At 71.0% G+C, this 14,982-nt stretch carries 14 protein-coding genes and 1 pseudogene; 9 read left to right on the forward strand and 6 right to left on the reverse strand.

Annotation, left to right across the window (positions count from 1 at the left end):
- Both B9G38_RS09910 and B9G38_RS09915 read right to left on the reverse strand, forming a co-directional pair.
- Positions 1 to 349, reverse strand: a 349-nt coding sequence (locus B9G38_RS09910; RefSeq protein WP_233127185.1) for a pyruvoyl-dependent arginine decarboxylase, incomplete at its 3' end; no start/stop codon positions are given.
- A 439-nt stretch (positions 350 to 788) separates the two neighbouring features.
- A complete protein-coding gene (locus B9G38_RS09915) occupies positions 789 to 2,012 on the reverse strand; it encodes a proteasome-activating nucleotidase (RefSeq protein ID WP_049931578.1) in 1,224 nt (407 codons plus the stop codon).
- Between the two features lie 260 nt (positions 2,013 to 2,272).
- Here B9G38_RS09915 and B9G38_RS09920 point away from each other — a divergent pair, with 260 nt between their 5' ends.
- Positions 2,273 to 2,830, forward strand: coding sequence for a response regulator (locus tag B9G38_RS09920; RefSeq protein ID WP_049931577.1), 558 nt, complete (start codon positions 2,273 to 2,275; stop codon positions 2,828 to 2,830).
- A gap of 114 nt (positions 2,831 to 2,944) precedes the next feature.
- On the opposite strand, the gene B9G38_RS09925 is transcribed toward B9G38_RS09920, so the two are convergent.
- Entirely contained in the window at positions 2,945 to 3,229 is a 285-nt protein-coding gene (locus B9G38_RS09925; RefSeq protein WP_086216597.1) for an amphi-Trp domain-containing protein, read from the reverse strand.
- 111 nt (positions 3,230 to 3,340) lie between these two features.
- On the opposite strand from B9G38_RS09925, the gene B9G38_RS09930 reads away from it, so the two are divergent.
- The gene (locus tag B9G38_RS09930) at positions 3,341 to 3,733 is read left to right on the forward strand and encodes a hypothetical protein (RefSeq protein WP_086220268.1); all 393 of its coding nucleotides are present in this window, start codon (positions 3,341 to 3,343) and stop codon (positions 3,731 to 3,733) included.
- Positions 3,734 to 3,772: 39 nt separating this feature from the next.
- Here the strand turns inward: B9G38_RS09930 and B9G38_RS09935 are convergent, their stop codons facing one another.
- On the reverse strand, positions 3,773 to 4,852 hold the full coding sequence (locus B9G38_RS09935) for an aminopeptidase (RefSeq protein WP_086220269.1): 1,080 nt from the start codon (positions 4,850 to 4,852) through the stop codon (positions 3,773 to 3,775).
- Between the two features lie 169 nt (positions 4,853 to 5,021).
- Here B9G38_RS09935 and B9G38_RS09940 point away from each other — a divergent pair, with 169 nt between their 5' ends.
- The gene (locus tag B9G38_RS09940) at positions 5,022 to 6,008 is read left to right on the forward strand and encodes a M48 family metallopeptidase (RefSeq protein WP_086220270.1); all 987 of its coding nucleotides are present in this window, start codon (positions 5,022 to 5,024) and stop codon (positions 6,006 to 6,008) included.
- A 155-nt stretch (positions 6,009 to 6,163) separates the two neighbouring features.
- On the opposite strand, the gene B9G38_RS09945 is transcribed toward B9G38_RS09940, so the two are convergent.
- Complete coding sequence (locus B9G38_RS09945) at positions 6,164 to 7,471, reverse strand: acetamidase/formamidase family protein (RefSeq protein ID WP_086220271.1); 1,308 nt, start codon at positions 7,469 to 7,471, stop codon at positions 6,164 to 6,166.
- 341 nt (positions 7,472 to 7,812) lie between these two features.
- Here B9G38_RS09945 and nadA point away from each other — a divergent pair, with 341 nt between their 5' ends.
- From nadA to B9G38_RS09975, 6 genes are all read left to right on the forward strand, one after another.
- Positions 7,813 to 8,943: a quinolinate synthase NadA gene (gene nadA / locus B9G38_RS09950; protein WP_086220272.1), complete on the forward strand. Its 1,131-nt coding sequence runs from the start codon at positions 7,813 to 7,815 to the stop codon at positions 8,941 to 8,943.
- A gap of 1 nt (position 8,944) precedes the next feature.
- On the forward strand, positions 8,945 to 10,492 hold the full coding sequence (locus B9G38_RS09955; protein WP_086220273.1) for an L-aspartate oxidase: 1,548 nt from the start codon (positions 8,945 to 8,947) through the stop codon (positions 10,490 to 10,492).
- Positions 10,492 to 11,316, forward strand: a complete 825-nt coding sequence (nadC, locus tag B9G38_RS09960; protein WP_086220274.1) for a carboxylating nicotinate-nucleotide diphosphorylase — start codon at positions 10,492 to 10,494, stop codon at positions 11,314 to 11,316. The genes B9G38_RS09955 and nadC overlap by 1 nt, the downstream gene beginning before the upstream one ends.
- 109 nt (positions 11,317 to 11,425) lie before the next feature.
- Positions 11,426 to 12,379 (forward strand): DUF6293 family protein, encoded by a 954-nt coding sequence (locus B9G38_RS09965; protein WP_049931568.1) that lies wholly within the window; start codon positions 11,426 to 11,428, stop codon positions 12,377 to 12,379.
- Positions 12,380 to 12,703: 324 nt separating this feature from the next.
- The gene (cofH, locus tag B9G38_RS09970; protein ID WP_086220275.1) at positions 12,704 to 14,194 is read left to right on the forward strand and encodes a 7,8-didemethyl-8-hydroxy-5-deazariboflavin synthase subunit CofH; all 1,491 of its coding nucleotides are present in this window, start codon (positions 12,704 to 12,706) and stop codon (positions 14,192 to 14,194) included.
- A gap of 126 nt (positions 14,195 to 14,320) precedes the next feature.
- Complete coding sequence (locus tag B9G38_RS09975; protein ID WP_086220276.1) at positions 14,321 to 14,641, forward strand: DUF2250 domain-containing protein; 321 nt, start codon at positions 14,321 to 14,323, stop codon at positions 14,639 to 14,641.
- Positions 14,642 to 14,675: 34 nt separating this feature from the next.
- Here the strand turns inward: B9G38_RS09975 and B9G38_RS09980 are convergent.
- Positions 14,676 to 14,982: pseudogene (locus tag B9G38_RS09980) on the reverse strand (3-hydroxy-3-methylglutaryl-CoA reductase); the annotation flags it as partial.

Raw genomic sequence — 14,982 nt, forward strand, 5'->3', positions numbered from 1 at the left:
GTCCCGGTCCCGGGCCGGTCGCCCAGCCCAGCCCCGCGACCGCGTCGGGATGTCGGCGGGGCGCCCGCTTCGACTCGGCGCCCTCGGCGCCCGCGCGACCGCCCTCGCGGAAGTCGACCTCGTCCCCGGGACCGATCGTCCGGCGCGCCTCGACGACCGTGAGCCGGTTTCCAGCGGGACCCAGATCCGGCGCCTCCGACACCGCTTCGACGGTCGCCTCGGCGGGGACGACCGAGGAGACCGCCACGAGGTTGTAGTTGTGGAGGTTCGCGTCCGCGAGCGCGGCGTCGTAGGAGGCCATCGCCGTGTCGGCGACGCCGACGCCGCCGGCGACGTGGATGGTGTTCATTACCGGCGAATCGGCGGCGAGCGCGGTAAGGGGTTACGAACCCGCCCGCCGGCGCGGAGAGCATCACACTCATAAAAAGGCGGTGGCGCGTGCCTGCGAGCGGCCGGTAGGCCGCGAGCAGCACGCGCGAGGGAGTCGCGAGCGCAGCGAGCGACGAGGTTGGGGAGACGTGAGGTGCGGTGCTGCGCGGTGCGGACGGGACTCAGAGGGGCAGCCGTGAGGCGGGGCGCACGCTCGTTGCGCCCCTCGCTCGTTGCGCTCCGCTCACTCGCTGCGGTGCTTACATCGCCTGCGCCCGCCTCACGGCTGGGGCTTTGGCGGCGGTCGCCGCCGATCCACAGTCAACTATTTATAAACGAACCGCTGGAATTTCAGCCGAAGAAACGGGCGCAACAGCACCTCGCAAAAACCGAACTTCAATCACGTAGTCGCAGTCGCCTCAGTACTGGTAGTTGATGACCTGCTCGTCCTCTGTATCCGCGTCCTGAAGCTTATCGCGGGCCTGCTCGAAGTCCGCCTGCGTCACCTCGGTGCGGCCGTCGCGAATGGCAAACATCCCGGCCTCGGTCGCCAGCGAGGCGATGTCCGCGCCGCTGTACCCGTCGAGGTCGCGGGCGACGACGCCGAGATCGACGCCGTCGGCGACGTTCATGTCCGCGGTGTGGATTTCGAGGATGCGCTCGCGGCCCTCCGGACCGGGCTCGGGCACCTCGATGAGGCGGTCGAAACGGCCGGGACGCAGGATCGCCTCGTCGAGCATGTCGAAGCGGTTGGTCGCGGCCATGATCCGGACCTCGCCGCGGTCGTCGAAGCCGTCCATCTCGGAGAGCAGCTGCATCATCGTGCGCTGGACCTCGGCGTCGCCCGAGGTCTTCGAGTCCGTCCGCTTGGCGGCGACCGCGTCGATCTCGTCGATGAAGATGACGGCGGGCTCGCGCTCGGCGGCGAGCTCGAAGAGGTCGCGGACGAGCCGCGCGCCCTCGCCGATGAACTTCCGGACGAGCTCGGAGCCGGCCATCTTGATGAACGTCGCGTCGGACTCGTTGGCGACCGCCTTCGCGAGCATCGTCTTCCCGGTGCCCGGCGGGCCGTGGAGCAGGACGCCGCTCGGGGGTTCGACGCCCACCGTCTCGAACTGCTCGGGGTTCTCGAGGGGGTCCTCGACGGCCTCGCGAACCTCCCGGATCTGGTCGTCGATGCCGCCGATGTCGGCGTACTCGACCTCCGGGGACTCGGTGACCTCCATCGCCTGCGCCCGGGAGTCGGTCTCGTCGTCGAGCACCTGCTGGACCGCGAACGAGTCGTTGATCGCGACGCGGTCGCCGGGACGGAGGTCCTCGTCGAGCCGCGTCGCGGCCTGCGTGAGGACCTCCTGGTTGTTGCCGTGCTGTTTGATCACGACGCCGTCGTCGGTGATCTCTTCGACGGAGGCGATGTACAGCGAGGAGGTCTTCAGGACCTCGTTCTCGCGTTTCAGCTGCTCGACGTCGTCCTTCAGCTCGCCGCGGCGCCCTTCTGCGTCGGCGAGCCGATCTTCCAGTTCATCGTTCACCTGAACGATCCGCCGGTAGTGCTGGCGGATCGCCTCCAGCCGCTCCGCGTCGCTCATCTCGGGGTCGAGCTCCAACCGCGGGCGGTCGGGGAGTGACGGGCTGTGAGACATTCGTTATCCGGAATAGGATGCGGGCGTAAATGTGCCTTTGGGTCACGGAGAGACCGTTGGATCGGCGAGACGAGCGCGACCGCCGGGCCCCCGGAGCGGGGGTGAACGCCCTCAGCCTCCTGCGGTATCAAATACGATAATTGGGAGTCAACGTTTTAGACGGAGGTGAGCTAACACCCGCTCATGGACGCACGAACGGCGGGTAGACGCGCCGGTCCGGCGCTCGCGAACCGCGAGGGACGGACCGGGAGGTCCCGCCAATGACGGGCGATCCGGACGCGACCGTCCTCGCGGTCGACGACGAGCCGGACCTCGCGGAACTGTATCGGGTGTACCTCGACCCGTCCTACGACGTTCGGATCGCGACCGGCGGCGAGGAGGCGCTCGACGCGATGGACGACGCGGTCGACGTGGTCCTCCTGGACCGACGGATGCCCGACATGTCGGGCCATGAGGTGTTAGACGCGATCCGCGACGAGGGGTACGACGCCCGCGTGGCGATGCTGACCGCCGTCGAGCCGGACGTCGACATCGTCGAGATGCCGTTCGACGACTACAAGACGAAGCCGGTGACCAAGGAGGACTTGGTCACGCTCGTCGAGGTGCTGCTCCACCGCGCCGCGTTCGACGAGCGCAGCCAGGAGTTCTTCGCGCTCGCCTCCAAGAAGGCGGCGCTGGAGGCCGCGGGCACGACGAACTCCGACGAGTACGAGGAGCTCCTCGACCGGATGGAGTCGGTCCGCGTCGAGGTCGACGACACGCTCGATCACCTCTCCGCACGCGACGCGTTCGTCGAGGTCCCCGGCGAAGTCCCGTAGCGCGACACGCGCGACGCGGTCGATACACGAACGGCGGGCGGTCGACGGCGAACGGGGGACTGCCAGCGGCGAACGAGACGCGCCCTTCTCGTCGCCGACCCCGAAACAGTCCGACTACTCGATCTCTAGCTCACCGTTCGCGCTCTCCTCGCCGCCGTCCTCGTCCCACTCCAGCTCGAACTCGACGCTCAGCTCGCCCGGACCTTCCGCGGGCCCCTCGCGCTCCGCCTTCACCTCGAAGGTCGGTCTCGCGGGGGGGTCCAGCGTCGTCGACTCCTCGCCGCGTCTGAGCGTGATCGCGCTCCCGTCGTCGAGCGAGTCCGCGACCGTCCGCAGGTACGCGGCAATCTCCTCGCGGCTCCGCCGGCTCTCGGACTCGAAGATGACTTCCTCGGGCATACCGGTCCGTACGCGTCCTCGCGATATAAATGTCGCCGCGGTGTCCGCGGGAACGCGCGGGCGGCGGGACGCCCCGGACCGTTTTGTGCCACCCGCCCGAACGCTCACGCCATGTTCGTCCCCGACCCGCTCCGCAGGGCCGTCGCCGTCGTCGTCTACTGGACGGCGATCGCGCTCGGCGGGAGCGTTCTTCTCCCCGACCCGACCGGCCCGCTCGTCGCGCTCCCGGTCCTCGGCGGCGGCGCGGTCGTCGCGCACGCGGCACGCACGGACCGACTGGTCCCGCTCGGGTACGCCGTCGGAACGATGTGGCTCGCCGTGCTCGCGCTGTCGGTTGGCACCGGCGTCGTCGACGTGTTCGGGACGCCTGAGGGGGAGATCGCGCCGCTCGCCGACTACCCGGTCCCCGCCGCGCTCGGCACCGTCGGGCTGTTCGGCGTCCTCCTCGTCGCGTACGCGGCGTTCGGTCGCCGGAGCGCGGAGCGAGCCGCCGAGTCGGCGTGAGCGGCGCGCGCGGCGACGGCGCTCGATACGCTGGCCGCCTCAGAACCCGTCCTCGAAGACGAACGTTCCGTTCCGCTGGACGACCTCGCCGTCGACCTCGATAACCGAGTCCTCGCTCATGTCGACGATCATGTCGACGTGTTCGGCGGACTCGTTGACCGCGTTCTCCTCGCCGACCGTCTCCGGGTAAGCCGACCCGACCGCCATGTGGACCGTGTCGCCCATCTTCTCGTCGAACAGCATGTTGTAGGTGAACCGGTCGATCTGGCGGTTCATCCCGATGCCGAGCTCGCCGAGGCGACGCGAGCCCTCGTCGGTGTCGAGGATGCCGGAGAGGAGATCCTCGTTGCGCTCGGCGGAGTGGGAGACGACCTCGCCGTCCTCGAACCGGAGCCGGACCCCGTCGATCTCGCGGCCGTAGCGGTAGAGGGGCAGGTCGAAGTGGACCTCGCCGTCGACGCCGTCGCGCGTCGGCGCGGTGAACACCTCGCCGCCGGGGAGGGTCGCCTCGCCGTAGTCGTTGAGCGTGGAGTTCCCCGACACGTCGAGCGTGAGGTCGGTCTCCTCGCCGGACACGATCCGAACCTCGTCCGCCTCGTCCAGGATCTCGACCATGTTCGACTGGAACTCGCGCTGTTCGTCCCAGTCGAGCGAGACGGCGTCCCACACGAAGTTCTCGTACGCCTCGGTGCTCATCCCGGCGAGCTGGGCGTGGCTCGCGGTCGGGTACTGCGTGAGACACCACGTCTTCGAGAGGCGGGTCCGCTTGACGTCCTCCATCGCGCGGTTGTACGCGGCGTTGGTCTCGGGGTCGATGTCGGCGTCCTCGGTGGCGTTCGCGCCGCCGCGCGCGATGACGAACACGTCAGCCTCCTCGTAGAGCGCCCGGCGGTGACTCGGCTCGGTGAAATCCTCCGAGGAGCGCTTGAAGGCGTGCTGGGCGCGCTTCGAGTAGTTGAGGTAGATCGGGTTCGCCCCGCGGTCGCCGCAGACCTCGTGGAGCGCGACCGCGAGGTCCTCGGCCTCCTTGGGCATCTGGATGACCACGTCGTCGCCCGACTGGATGTCGGTGGCGTGGTCGGCGATTATCTCGGCGTGCTCGCGGACGCGTGCGTCCATGACAGCCGGTTTCGCCGCCGGGGAATTACCGCTTTTCCTTCCGGCGTGGCGGGTGGGTGAGGTCGGGACGCCGAGAGCCCGGGCGGCGAGCCGTCGCGACGCGGCGACGGCGACCGCCGCGACCGCCCCGGCCGCAACGCGTTTGCCCCGCCGTCGCGTAGCTCCGGCCATGTCTCGGCTCGCGTTTCGCGCGGCCGCGGCGGTCGTCGGCGTCGCCCTGCTCGCCGTCTACCTGACCGCGGCGCTGTTCGTCGCCGACCTGCTGCGCGCGGTCTGGGCCGCCCGCCCCGACCTCCCGGTCCTCCTCGCGCTGCTGGCCGCCGGCGCGCTCGGCTCGGCGTACCTCAGCTACCGGCTCGGCACCGCGCAGATCCTCGCGAACCTGGAGGGCGACCGCGTCCCCCGGGAGCGGGCGCCGGACCTCCACCGCCGGGTCGACTCGCTCGCGGCGCGGATGGACGTCGCGCGCCCGAAGCTGTACGTCACCGACGCGCGCGCGCCGAACGCGTTCGCGGTCGGGGGCGGGGCGGACGGCGGCGCGCTGGTGATCGACCGGTCACTGTTCCGGCTGCTCGCCCCCCGCGAGATCGAGGCAATCTTCGCGCACGAGCTGGCGCACTTGGAGGGGAACGACGGCTTCGCGATCGCGATGGCCGACGGGATCGGGCGCTCGCTGGTCGGGATCGCCACCGTGGTGGCCCTCCCGGCGCTGCTCGCGCTGTCGGGGCTCGCCGCCGCGTCGGCGTGGATCCGCGGGCGACCGGGCGACCGGTCCGGCCCCTTCGCGCGGCTCCACCGGGCGCTCGCGGGCGCGCTGTTCGCCGGGTTCGTCCTCGCGACGCTCGTCGCTCGCTCGCGGTCGCGCAAGCGGGAGTTCGCGGCCGACGACCGCGCGGCCGAGGTGACCGGCGACCCGGTGGCGCTCGCGCGGGCGCTCCGCCGGATCGAGCGCGCGACCGATCCGACGTGGTCGTTCGCCCCGTTCTCGACGCACAAGCGGACCGACGGGGCGGCCGAGCGCTGGCTATCGACGCACCCGTCGACCGACGAGCGCGTCGAGCGCCTGCGAGAGAGGGCGGAGTCACAGGGGCCGACGCGCCGGATCCCGGCGGGGCCGTCGCGGACGACCGCCGGGCGCGGGCGGGCGCGGCGGTGAGAGGCGTGGGACACGAGGCCGGAGGATATTGCGGTGGTCGTCACCGCTCGGCCAGCAGTCACCTATCGGCGAGCGACCGGGGCTCTGCCGGTGCGTGCCGTCGGTCCGCCGGCAGCAATAGCGAGGCGATCGACCGCGGCGACGGACGCTCCGACTTACAGCCCGTACTGTTCGCGCGTCACGTCGCCGAGGCCGGACTCCTCCAGCACGTCCGCGGGCACGAGCATGTCGAGCTGGACGACGCCCGGCAGCCGGCCGATCTGGACGCCCCCAGTGAACGTACATCGGGCGCGGACCTCGCCCTCGCTCATGCCGAGCAGCGTCCCGGCGCGGTCGAAGGCGTTCTGCGTGGCGTCGTTGGCGGTCGCGCCCGAGCCGATCACCTGTATCGGGGCGGCGTCGGTGTCGATGTCGACGCCGTGTTCGTCTCCGAGGTCGTCGCCCGCCTCGATCTCCTCGTCGCTGTAGGGCGCGCTGATGAAGGGGAGGTCCTCCTCGTTCGGCAGGAGGACGGGGCCGTCGAGGTCGACGTCCTCGATCACCTCCACGTCCATCGTGACGGTCCCGCTCACGTCGGTGGTATGGAGGGAGAGCTCGCCGTCACCCTGGTTCGCGTGGAGGTCGCCGACGTAGACCCCGCCGCCGTCGACGACGACGGGGCAGATCAGCGTGGCGCCCGCGCGGACCTCGGGCACGTCCATGTGGCCGTCGGTGCGCAGGTCGAGGTCGTCCTCTGTCTCGACGCCGTAGTCGTGGTCGGCGCCGATCAGGTTCTGCCCGAAGTCGCCGGCGTTGTGCGAGTCGGGCATGGTGACCGGCGGCGTGGTGCCGATGTTCCCGATGAACGGGCGGAGGCGACCCAGCGTTCCGGGCATCCCGTCCGGCTCGTACAGCAGGATCGGGTGTTGGCGGGCGTTCTCGGGAATGTCCATCACGCGCTCCGCGTCGGTCGCGAGCTCGTGGGCCCCGTCCTTGTCGAGGGTGATCCCGACCGCGTTCTCGTGGTCGAACGCGACGGTGTACCCGTACTCGAAGCCGAACGAGGAGGCGTTGGCGCCGCACTCCGCGCAGCGGATCGCGTCCTCGCCGGTGCCCTCGACGACAGAGTCGGGCCACGTCGTCCCACACTCGGGACAGCGGTGGTCGACGAAGGGGTCGTCGCCGAACGCCTCGTCCCGCTCCGCCATCGAGCCCGTGCTGGTCGCCATGCTCGTCACCTCCACGTCGCGGATGTGGATCGCGACCGCGTCGCCGACCTCGGCGCCCTCGACGCGGATCGGGCGCGTCACCTCGTGGCCGCCGCGGAACGACGGCGTCACCATCGGCCCCCAACAGCCCGGCGGCGTGTACGTCGTCACCCGGCCGCCGTCGGCGACCGTCCCGGCCCACTCCTGGTCGGGCCCGACGAGGCCGAGCGTGTACTGGTCGACGTACAGTTCCTCTTTGACCTCTGTTTGCGCCATACCGTATAGTGGTACGGTATGACACGTCATAACCGTAAGGGAGGCGGCACTCGCGCGGCGAATCCCGAGGGCCGCGAATCCCGGGAATCACGAGGCGCGCTCGCTCGGCGGATCGCCCGCGGCGGGGAACTCCCACCGCGCTCGGGGTCTGTCGGGCTCGCGGCCCCCGGGGAGTGGTCACCGGCCCGCGCTCCCGAGATCGCTGGCGAGACCGCCCGAGCTGTTTGAAAATAGCGCACCTGAACGAACTCAAAGAGCTTGTAATCAGTCGAACAAGGTTATTGAAGACAAAATCTTTTCACTATACGAGTCTGTGAGAAAGCACGCGACGAAAATACACTATGACAGCAATGGAAACCGCTGAGTTCGATACCGAACTCAGTCTCTTCAAGTACGATAATCTCGAACAGCTTCCGCCTGAATACCGCGACTTCGACGAGGCCGAGCGAACGCGACGGATCGAGGGGGCGCTGGACGCGCTCGGCGACGACGTGGTAATCCTCGGCCACAACTACCAGCGACGCGAGATCGTCGAGCACGCGGACTTCGTCGGCGACTCCTACCAGCTGAGCAAGGAGGCCGCCGCGGCCGACGCGGAGTACGTCGTCTTCGGCGGGGTCACGTTCATGGCCGAGTCCGCCGACATCATCACCGACGACGACCAGACGGTCGTCCTCCCGAGCATGGAGGCGTCGTGCCCGATGGCGGGGATGGCCGAGGCGCTCCAGGTCGACGCGGCCTGGGCGGAGCTGACGGCCGCGACCGACGCGGACGTCGTACCGGTCACCTACATGAACAGCTACGCCGACCTCAAGGCGTTCTGCGCCGAGCACGGCGGCTTGGTGTGTACCTCCTCGAACGCCCACCGCGCCTTCGAGTACGCCCTCGACGAGGGCGACAAAGTGCTGTTCCTCCCCGACAAGCACCTGGGGGAGAACACCGCCCACCGGCTCGGGCTCGAAGAGGAGATCGCCGAGTGGGACCCGTGGGACGCCGCCTCCGCCGACGCGGCGGCGGTCGTCGACAACGACGTGATCCTCTGGGACGGCTACTGTCAGGTCCACGAGCGGTTCAGCCCGTCACACGTCGAGCAGGTCCGGGCGGACCACGAGGACGCGCGAGTCGTCGTCCACCCCGAGTGCCGCCGGGAGGTGGTCGAGGCGGCGGACGTGGTCGGCTCCACCGCGACGATCCGCGAGACCGTCGCCGAGGCCGACCCCGGCGAGACGTGGGCGATCGGCACCGAGGTCCACCTGACCCGCCACCTCCAGCGGTGGCACCCGGAGGTGAACGTCGTCCCGCTGTGCGGCGAGGCGTGTATGGACTGTAACGCGATGCGCCAGATCGACCCGAACTACCTCGCGTGGGTGCTCGAAGAGCTGGCCGCCGGACGCGAGCGCAACGTCGTCGAGGTCGCGCCCGAGGAGAAGAAGCTCGCGCGCGCCGCGCTCGACCGCATGCTGGAGGTGTGAGATGACGGGCCACGAGACCGCAGACGTGCTGGTCGTCGGCTCGGGGATCGCCGGCCTGACGGCCGCGCTCGCCGCAGCGCGCGAGGGGCGCGAAGTGACGGTGGCGACGAAGGCCACGCGCCCCGCGGACGCCGCGTCGTGGTGGGCGCAGGGCGGGATCGCCGTCGCCCGCGACCGACCGGAGCGGTTCAAGCGCGACGTGCTGGCGGCCTCGGACGGGACGGCCGACCCGGACGCGGTCGACGTGCTCGTCGAAAACGCCGACGGCGCCGTCCGGGACGTGCTCGTCGACACGCTCGGCGTCGAGTTCGACCGCGAGGCGGGCGCCGACGCGTTCGACTACGGCCGCGAGGCCGCCCACAGCGAGGACCGGATCCTCCACGTGGGCGCGGCGACGGGCGAGCACGTCCACGTCCCGCTGTTGAACCACCTCGACGGACGCGACGGCGTCGAGGTCGTCGGCGACGCGGCCGCGCTGGAGTTGATCACGCGCGAGGGGCGGGTCCACGGGGCCGTCGTGGCGTCGGACGACGGTCGCGTCCCGATGTACGCGAACGCGACCGTGCTCGCGACCGGCGGAGTCGGCGACCTGTTCCCGCGCTCGACGAACCCGCGCGGCGCCACCGGCGACGGGGTCGCGATGGCCGCGCTCGCGGGCGCCGACGTGACCGACATGGAGTTCGTCCAGTTCCACCCGACGGCGTACGACGCGGGCCCGAACGAGGAGGGGTTCCTGGTCAGCGAGGCGGTCCGCGGTGAGGGCGCGCTACTGCGCAACGGCGACGGCGAGCGGTTCATGCCGGAGTACCACGACGACGCCGAACTCGCGCCGCGCGACGTGGTATCGCGGGCCGTGGCCGCCGAGCGCGACGCCACGGGCGAGGTTCGCCTCGAGGTGGGGCCGCTTGACTTCGCGGGCGCGTTCCCCGGGCTCGCCGAGAAGTGCGCCGACCGCGGCGTCGATCCCGACGAGGGGATCCCCGTCGCGCCCGCCGAGCACTTCCTCTGTGGCGGCGTCGCCGTCGACGACCGCGGGCGGACGACCCTCGACCGGCTCTACGCGGTCGGCGAGTGCGCGCGGACCGGCGTCCACGGCGCGAACCGCCTCGCCTCCACGAGCCTCCTCGAAGGGCTCGTCTGGGGGCTCCGGGCGGGCGCCGACGCGGCCGAGGCGGCAGGTTCCGACGGGGCGCCGGCGGACCCAGAGCGGGTCGCGCCCCCGGACCTACTGGACCGCGACCCCGACCTCCCGTCAGCGTTCGCCCGCGAGAAGTTCCGCCGACTCCGCCGAGTGATGGGAGAGCACGTCGGGATCGAGCGCGACCCCGCCGACCTCCGACGGGCGCTCGACGTCCTGCGGCGGCTCAAGGGCGAGGTCGACGCCTACGTCCGGACGCGGACCTCGCGCTCGCTGTACGAGCTCCGCAACGCGACCGTGACGGCGCTGTTGGTGACGCGACAGGCGCTGGCGAACGACGAGAGCGTCGGGACGCACTACGTCGCGGACGACGCCGAGCCCGCCGAACCCGGGCCGGCCGCCGACGACTGATGCTCACCGACGCCGACGTGGAGCGCTGGCTCCGCGAGGACGTGGGGCACCACGACGTGACGAACGACGTGCCGGGCGAGACGAGCGGCCGGCTCGTCGCGAAAGAGTCCGGCGTCGCGGCCGGCGTCGACGCCGCGAGCGCCGTGTTCGACTACCTCGACGCGACCGTGACCGAGCGCGTCGCGGACGGGACCGCGGTCGAGCCCGGCGACGCGCTGCTGCGGGTCGCGGGACCGGCACAGGCGGTCCTCCGCGGCGAGCGCGTCGCCGTGAACGTCGCGGCACACGTCTCGGGAGTGGCGACGCGGACCTTCGCCGCGGTCGCGGCCGCCCGCGAGGTCGACGACGACGTTCGGGTCGCGGCGACCCGCAAGACAACGCCCGGGCTCCGCGGCGTCGAGAAGCGCGCCGTCGCGGCCGCCGGCGGCGACACCCACCGCCTTGACCTCTCGCACATGGTCATGGTCAAGGACAACCACGTCGCGGAGCTGGGGCTGACGGAGGCGATCGAGCGCTTCCGCGAGCGCGCCTCCTTCGCGACGGGCGTCGAGGTCGAGGTCGAGGGCCCGGACGCCGCCGCGCGCGCCGCCGCGGCCGGCGCCGACGTCGTCCTGCTCGACAACATGGCGCCCCCGGAGACGACGGCGGCGGCTGAGCGCGTGGCCGCCGCGGACGGAGACGCGCTGACCGAAGCGTCGGGCGGGATCACGGTCGAGACCGTCCCGGACTACGCCGCGACCGGGGTGGACGTGATCTCGATGGGCGGGCTCACCCACTCCGCGCCGGCGCTCGACCTGTCGTTCCGGACGGGAAGCGACGGGTAGCTCGCCGGCGGCGAGACGGGCGCCGGCGGCGAGGTCGGCTCCGTTCGCGACCGCTCGCGTCGCGGAGTGATCTGGTGGTTTTTATGAATCCCACACCCACGGTCAGGGTATGCAGACCCACGTCGTGCCCGTCGGGTTCGACTACGACCGGATGATCGCCCCCCTCATCCGGGACCAGTTCGACGTCGACCGGGTGATCCTCTTGGAGGGGACGGTCGGCAGCGAGGCCAACGTCGAGTACTCGCGCAACATCGCGCGCAAACTGGAACAGGACTTCCAGAACCTGCTCGGCGCGGAGACGGTCCGCGAGCAGTTGGACGACGTGTACGACTACGACGCCGCCTTCGAGCGCGCCTTCGACCTGATCAACGCTGAACTCGATCGCGAGGAGGGAGTCGACGAGTCCGACGAGCGCGAGGTGTGGGTGAACCTCTGTTCGATGCCCCGGCCCGTCTCCTTCGCGTTCGCGACCGCGGCCCACTCGATAATGGTCGAGCGGCAGGCGGACCGCGACCGCATCCACACCTACTACACCGCCCCCGAGAAGTACCTCGAAACCGAGTTGGCGGAGGAACTCCGCGCGACCCGTGACCTCCTGCGCGACCTCGACCAGGGGAGCGACGCCGACGCGCTCGCGGACGCGGGCGTCGATCCCGACCGCGTCGCCGACCGGCTCGCGAGCACCACGGACCTCCTCGCGGAGTTCGACGAGCGCGGCACCACCATCGGCGCGAAGCGGATCGGCGACCGCCACGTGATCGAGCTGCCGGTCGCCTCCTTCCAGAACGTCAAGCCGTTCGAGGAGCTGGTGCTGTTCACGCTCGGCGAGCACGGCGAGTTCGAGTCCGTCTCCGAGCTGGCGGAGACGCTCGCGGCCGAGCTCAACGAGGAGTACACGGACTCGTTCCGCTCGAAGGTGATCTACAACGTCGACCGGCTCGGTCCCGGCGGGAAGGGGTACATCGAACGCGAGGAGCACGGGAAGTCCTACCGGACGAGCCTCTCGCGGATCGGGGAGCTGTGGGTCCGCTCGCACGCCGACGAGGATCGGGACGTGGCGTGAATCGATTCGGGTGACTCGGTCGGTTATTTATAAGTTGTTTCTGGCGGATCGGCTCCTAACACCGCCAAAGTCCCAACTGCTCGCTTATTAGCAGTCGACTACAAATCCGCGGAGGACTCCGCCAAAGCCCCAGCCTCGTCGGTCTCCTTGCGGTCGGCCGACTCCCTCGCGCGGTGCTGTCTCGCGGCCGCCGATGGCGGCCGCTCGCAGGCACGCGCCACCACAGTCATCTATAAACAGACATCCGCGATCGGCGTCCTCTTCTCGACTCGATCGGTGTCGCGACCCGCCCGTTTATCAGGGTGGAACCGGGAGCGTTAGGGGATGAGTTCGGGGGGCGATTCCGGCGCGAGCGGATCGGACGAGAGCGGGAACGGCGGGCGCGAGAGCGGCGCGGCCGGCGGGTCGGAGAGCGACGCGAGCGAGTTCGACTTCGCGGCGCCCGCGACCGACCAGTCGTTCGAGAACGCGCTCGCGAAGGCCCGCGACGGGGTCCGGCTGACGGTCGACGACGCGACCGAACTGCTCGCCACCGGCACGGCCTCGCGGGGGATCGACCCCGTCCGCAAGGAGGCCGTGCTGGAGGCGGCCGACCGCCGCCGGGCCGAGGAGGTCGGCGACGAGGTCACCTTCGTCGCCAACCTCAACAACAACGTCACCACGGCCTGTAACACGGGCTGTCTGTTCTGTAACTTCAAGGACACCGCGCACGCGTTCGAGGCCGACAGCGACGCCGAGCACGCCGGGTTCACCAAGACGCCGGCCGAGTCCCGCGAGGTCGTCGAGGACGCTCTCGACATGGGCGTGTACGAGGTGTGTTCCGTCTCCGGGCTCCACCCGGCGTTCGCGCTGAACGAGGAGCACCACGAGATCCTCGCCGCACGTGACGACCCCGCGAGCGAGGTGAACTACAAGCCCCCCGAGGCGTACGCGACGGACCCCGGAACCTACGTCGAACAGATGGCGGCGATGTCGGTCGGCGGCGTCCACCTCCACTCGATGACCCCCGAGGAGGCGTACCACGCCTCGCGGGGCACCGACTGGACCTACGAGACCGTCTACCGCGAGCTCGCCGCGGCCGGGCTCGACTCCGCGCCGGGCACCGCCGCCGAGATTCTCGTCGACGAGGTCCGCGACGTGATCTGCCCGGGGAAGATCCGCACCGGCGACTGGGTGGCCGCGATGGAGGGCGCGGCCGCGGCCGGCTTGGACGTCACCTCCACGATGATGTACGGCCACGTCGAGACGGTCGCCCACCGCGCGCAACATCTGGAGGTGATCCGCGACCTCCAGGACCGCACGGGCGCGATCACGGAGTTCGTCCCGCTCTCCTTCATCCATCAGAACACTCCGCTGTACCGCCAAGGAGTGGTCGACTCCGGCCCCTCGCGCGCCGAGGACGAACTCGTGGTGGCGGTCGCGCGCCTCTTCTTGGACAACGTCGACCACGTCCAGGCCTCGTGGGTGAAGTCGGGCGACGCCCACGGGCTCAAGCTGCTCAACTGCGGCGCCGACGACTTCATGGGCACCATCCTCTCCGAGGAGATCACCAGCCGCGCGGGCGGCGAGTACGGCGAGTACCGCTCGTTCGACGACTACGTCGAGATGATCACGGCGATCGGTCGGACGCCCGTCGAGCGCTCCACCGACTACCGCACCCGGCGCCGGATCGACCCCGACGACGGCCCGCACGGTCCCCGGCTCGGCCCGCGCGCCGACGGGACCCCGTTGCTCGCCGGCCGCTCCTCCGGCGGCGAGGGGGGCAGCGGGGGCGCCGGCGCCGCCGGTGCGTCCTCCGCCGACGCCGACGACTGAGCGGGGCGAGGCGATTCCCGAGTCGAGAGTTCGGCTGCCGAACACGTTCCCCAGAGCGGCGGCGACTCCCAGCGAGTGAGAACCGCCGGTGACGCCTTTATCGTGGTACACGTCACCACGTGTGAGATGGGCGCACCCGACGCACGGCCGACCGACCGTTCGGGGGAGGGTTCCGCGGACGGCGAGGGCGACGAGCGGATCGGCTCGGACCGCCCGTCGCTGACCCGCTCCGACGAGCGGCTGCTCTCGTACCTCACCGACGTCGGCGCGGACTACCAGGCGTTCATCGCCGGGAACACGGGCCTGTACGCCGACCACGCCGAGTCCCGGCTGACGGCCCTCGAAGACGCCGGGCTCGTCGAGCGCGTCTCCGGCGAGGCGGTGTACCGCGTCACCGACGCGGGGCGGGAGGCGCTCCGCGAGGACTGCCCGCGCTGGTCGGACTAGGAGGCGGTCGGCGGGCGCGGCCCGGGGGCCGCCCTCACCGGCCGAGCTCCTCGTGCGCCGACGAGAGGTGCCGCGAGCCGAGCGCGGCGAGCAGGGAGAGCTCGCCCGCGAGCGCGCAGACCGCGATCGACTCCGCGAGCGCGTCGGCGTTGCTCCCGGCCGGGTCGCCGCCGCCCGCGACGCCGAGGATCTCCAGGCTCGCTCGCTGGGTCGGGAGCTTCGTCCCGCCGCCGACCGTCCCCACTTCGAGGCTCGCCAGCGAGACGGAGACGTAGAGGTCGCCGTCGGCGGTCGTCTCGGCCGTCGTGATCGCGTTCGCCCCCTCGACCACCTGCGCCTCG

This window comes from Halorubrum sp. SD612, assembly GCF_002135005.1.

Coding starts and splice junctions, on each gene's coding strand:
- B9G38_RS09915 (WP_049931578.1), bottom strand. CDS start 2,012: ATGTCTCACAGCCCGTCACTCCCCGACCGCCCGCGGTTGGAGCTCGAC.
- B9G38_RS09920 (WP_049931577.1), top strand. CDS start 2,273: ATGACGGGCGATCCGGACGCGACCGTCCTCGCGGTCGACGACGAGCCG.
- B9G38_RS09925 (WP_086216597.1), bottom strand. CDS start 3,229: ATGCCCGAGGAAGTCATCTTCGAGTCCGAGAGCCGGCGGAGCCGCGAG.
- B9G38_RS09930 (WP_086220268.1), top strand. CDS start 3,341: ATGTTCGTCCCCGACCCGCTCCGCAGGGCCGTCGCCGTCGTCGTCTAC.
- B9G38_RS09935 (WP_086220269.1), bottom strand. CDS start 4,852: ATGGACGCACGCGTCCGCGAGCACGCCGAGATAATCGCCGACCACGCC.
- B9G38_RS09940 (WP_086220270.1), top strand. CDS start 5,022: ATGTCTCGGCTCGCGTTTCGCGCGGCCGCGGCGGTCGTCGGCGTCGCC.
- B9G38_RS09945 (WP_086220271.1), bottom strand. CDS start 7,471: ATGGCGCAAACAGAGGTCAAAGAGGAACTGTACGTCGACCAGTACACG.
- nadA (WP_086220272.1), top strand. CDS start 7,813: ATGACAGCAATGGAAACCGCTGAGTTCGATACCGAACTCAGTCTCTTC.
- B9G38_RS09955 (WP_086220273.1), top strand. CDS start 8,945: ATGACGGGCCACGAGACCGCAGACGTGCTGGTCGTCGGCTCGGGGATC.
- nadC (WP_086220274.1), top strand. CDS start 10,492: ATGCTCACCGACGCCGACGTGGAGCGCTGGCTCCGCGAGGACGTGGGG.
- B9G38_RS09965 (WP_049931568.1), top strand. CDS start 11,426: ATGCAGACCCACGTCGTGCCCGTCGGGTTCGACTACGACCGGATGATC.
- cofH (WP_086220275.1), top strand. CDS start 12,704: ATGAGTTCGGGGGGCGATTCCGGCGCGAGCGGATCGGACGAGAGCGGG.
- B9G38_RS09975 (WP_086220276.1), top strand. CDS start 14,321: ATGGGCGCACCCGACGCACGGCCGACCGACCGTTCGGGGGAGGGTTCC.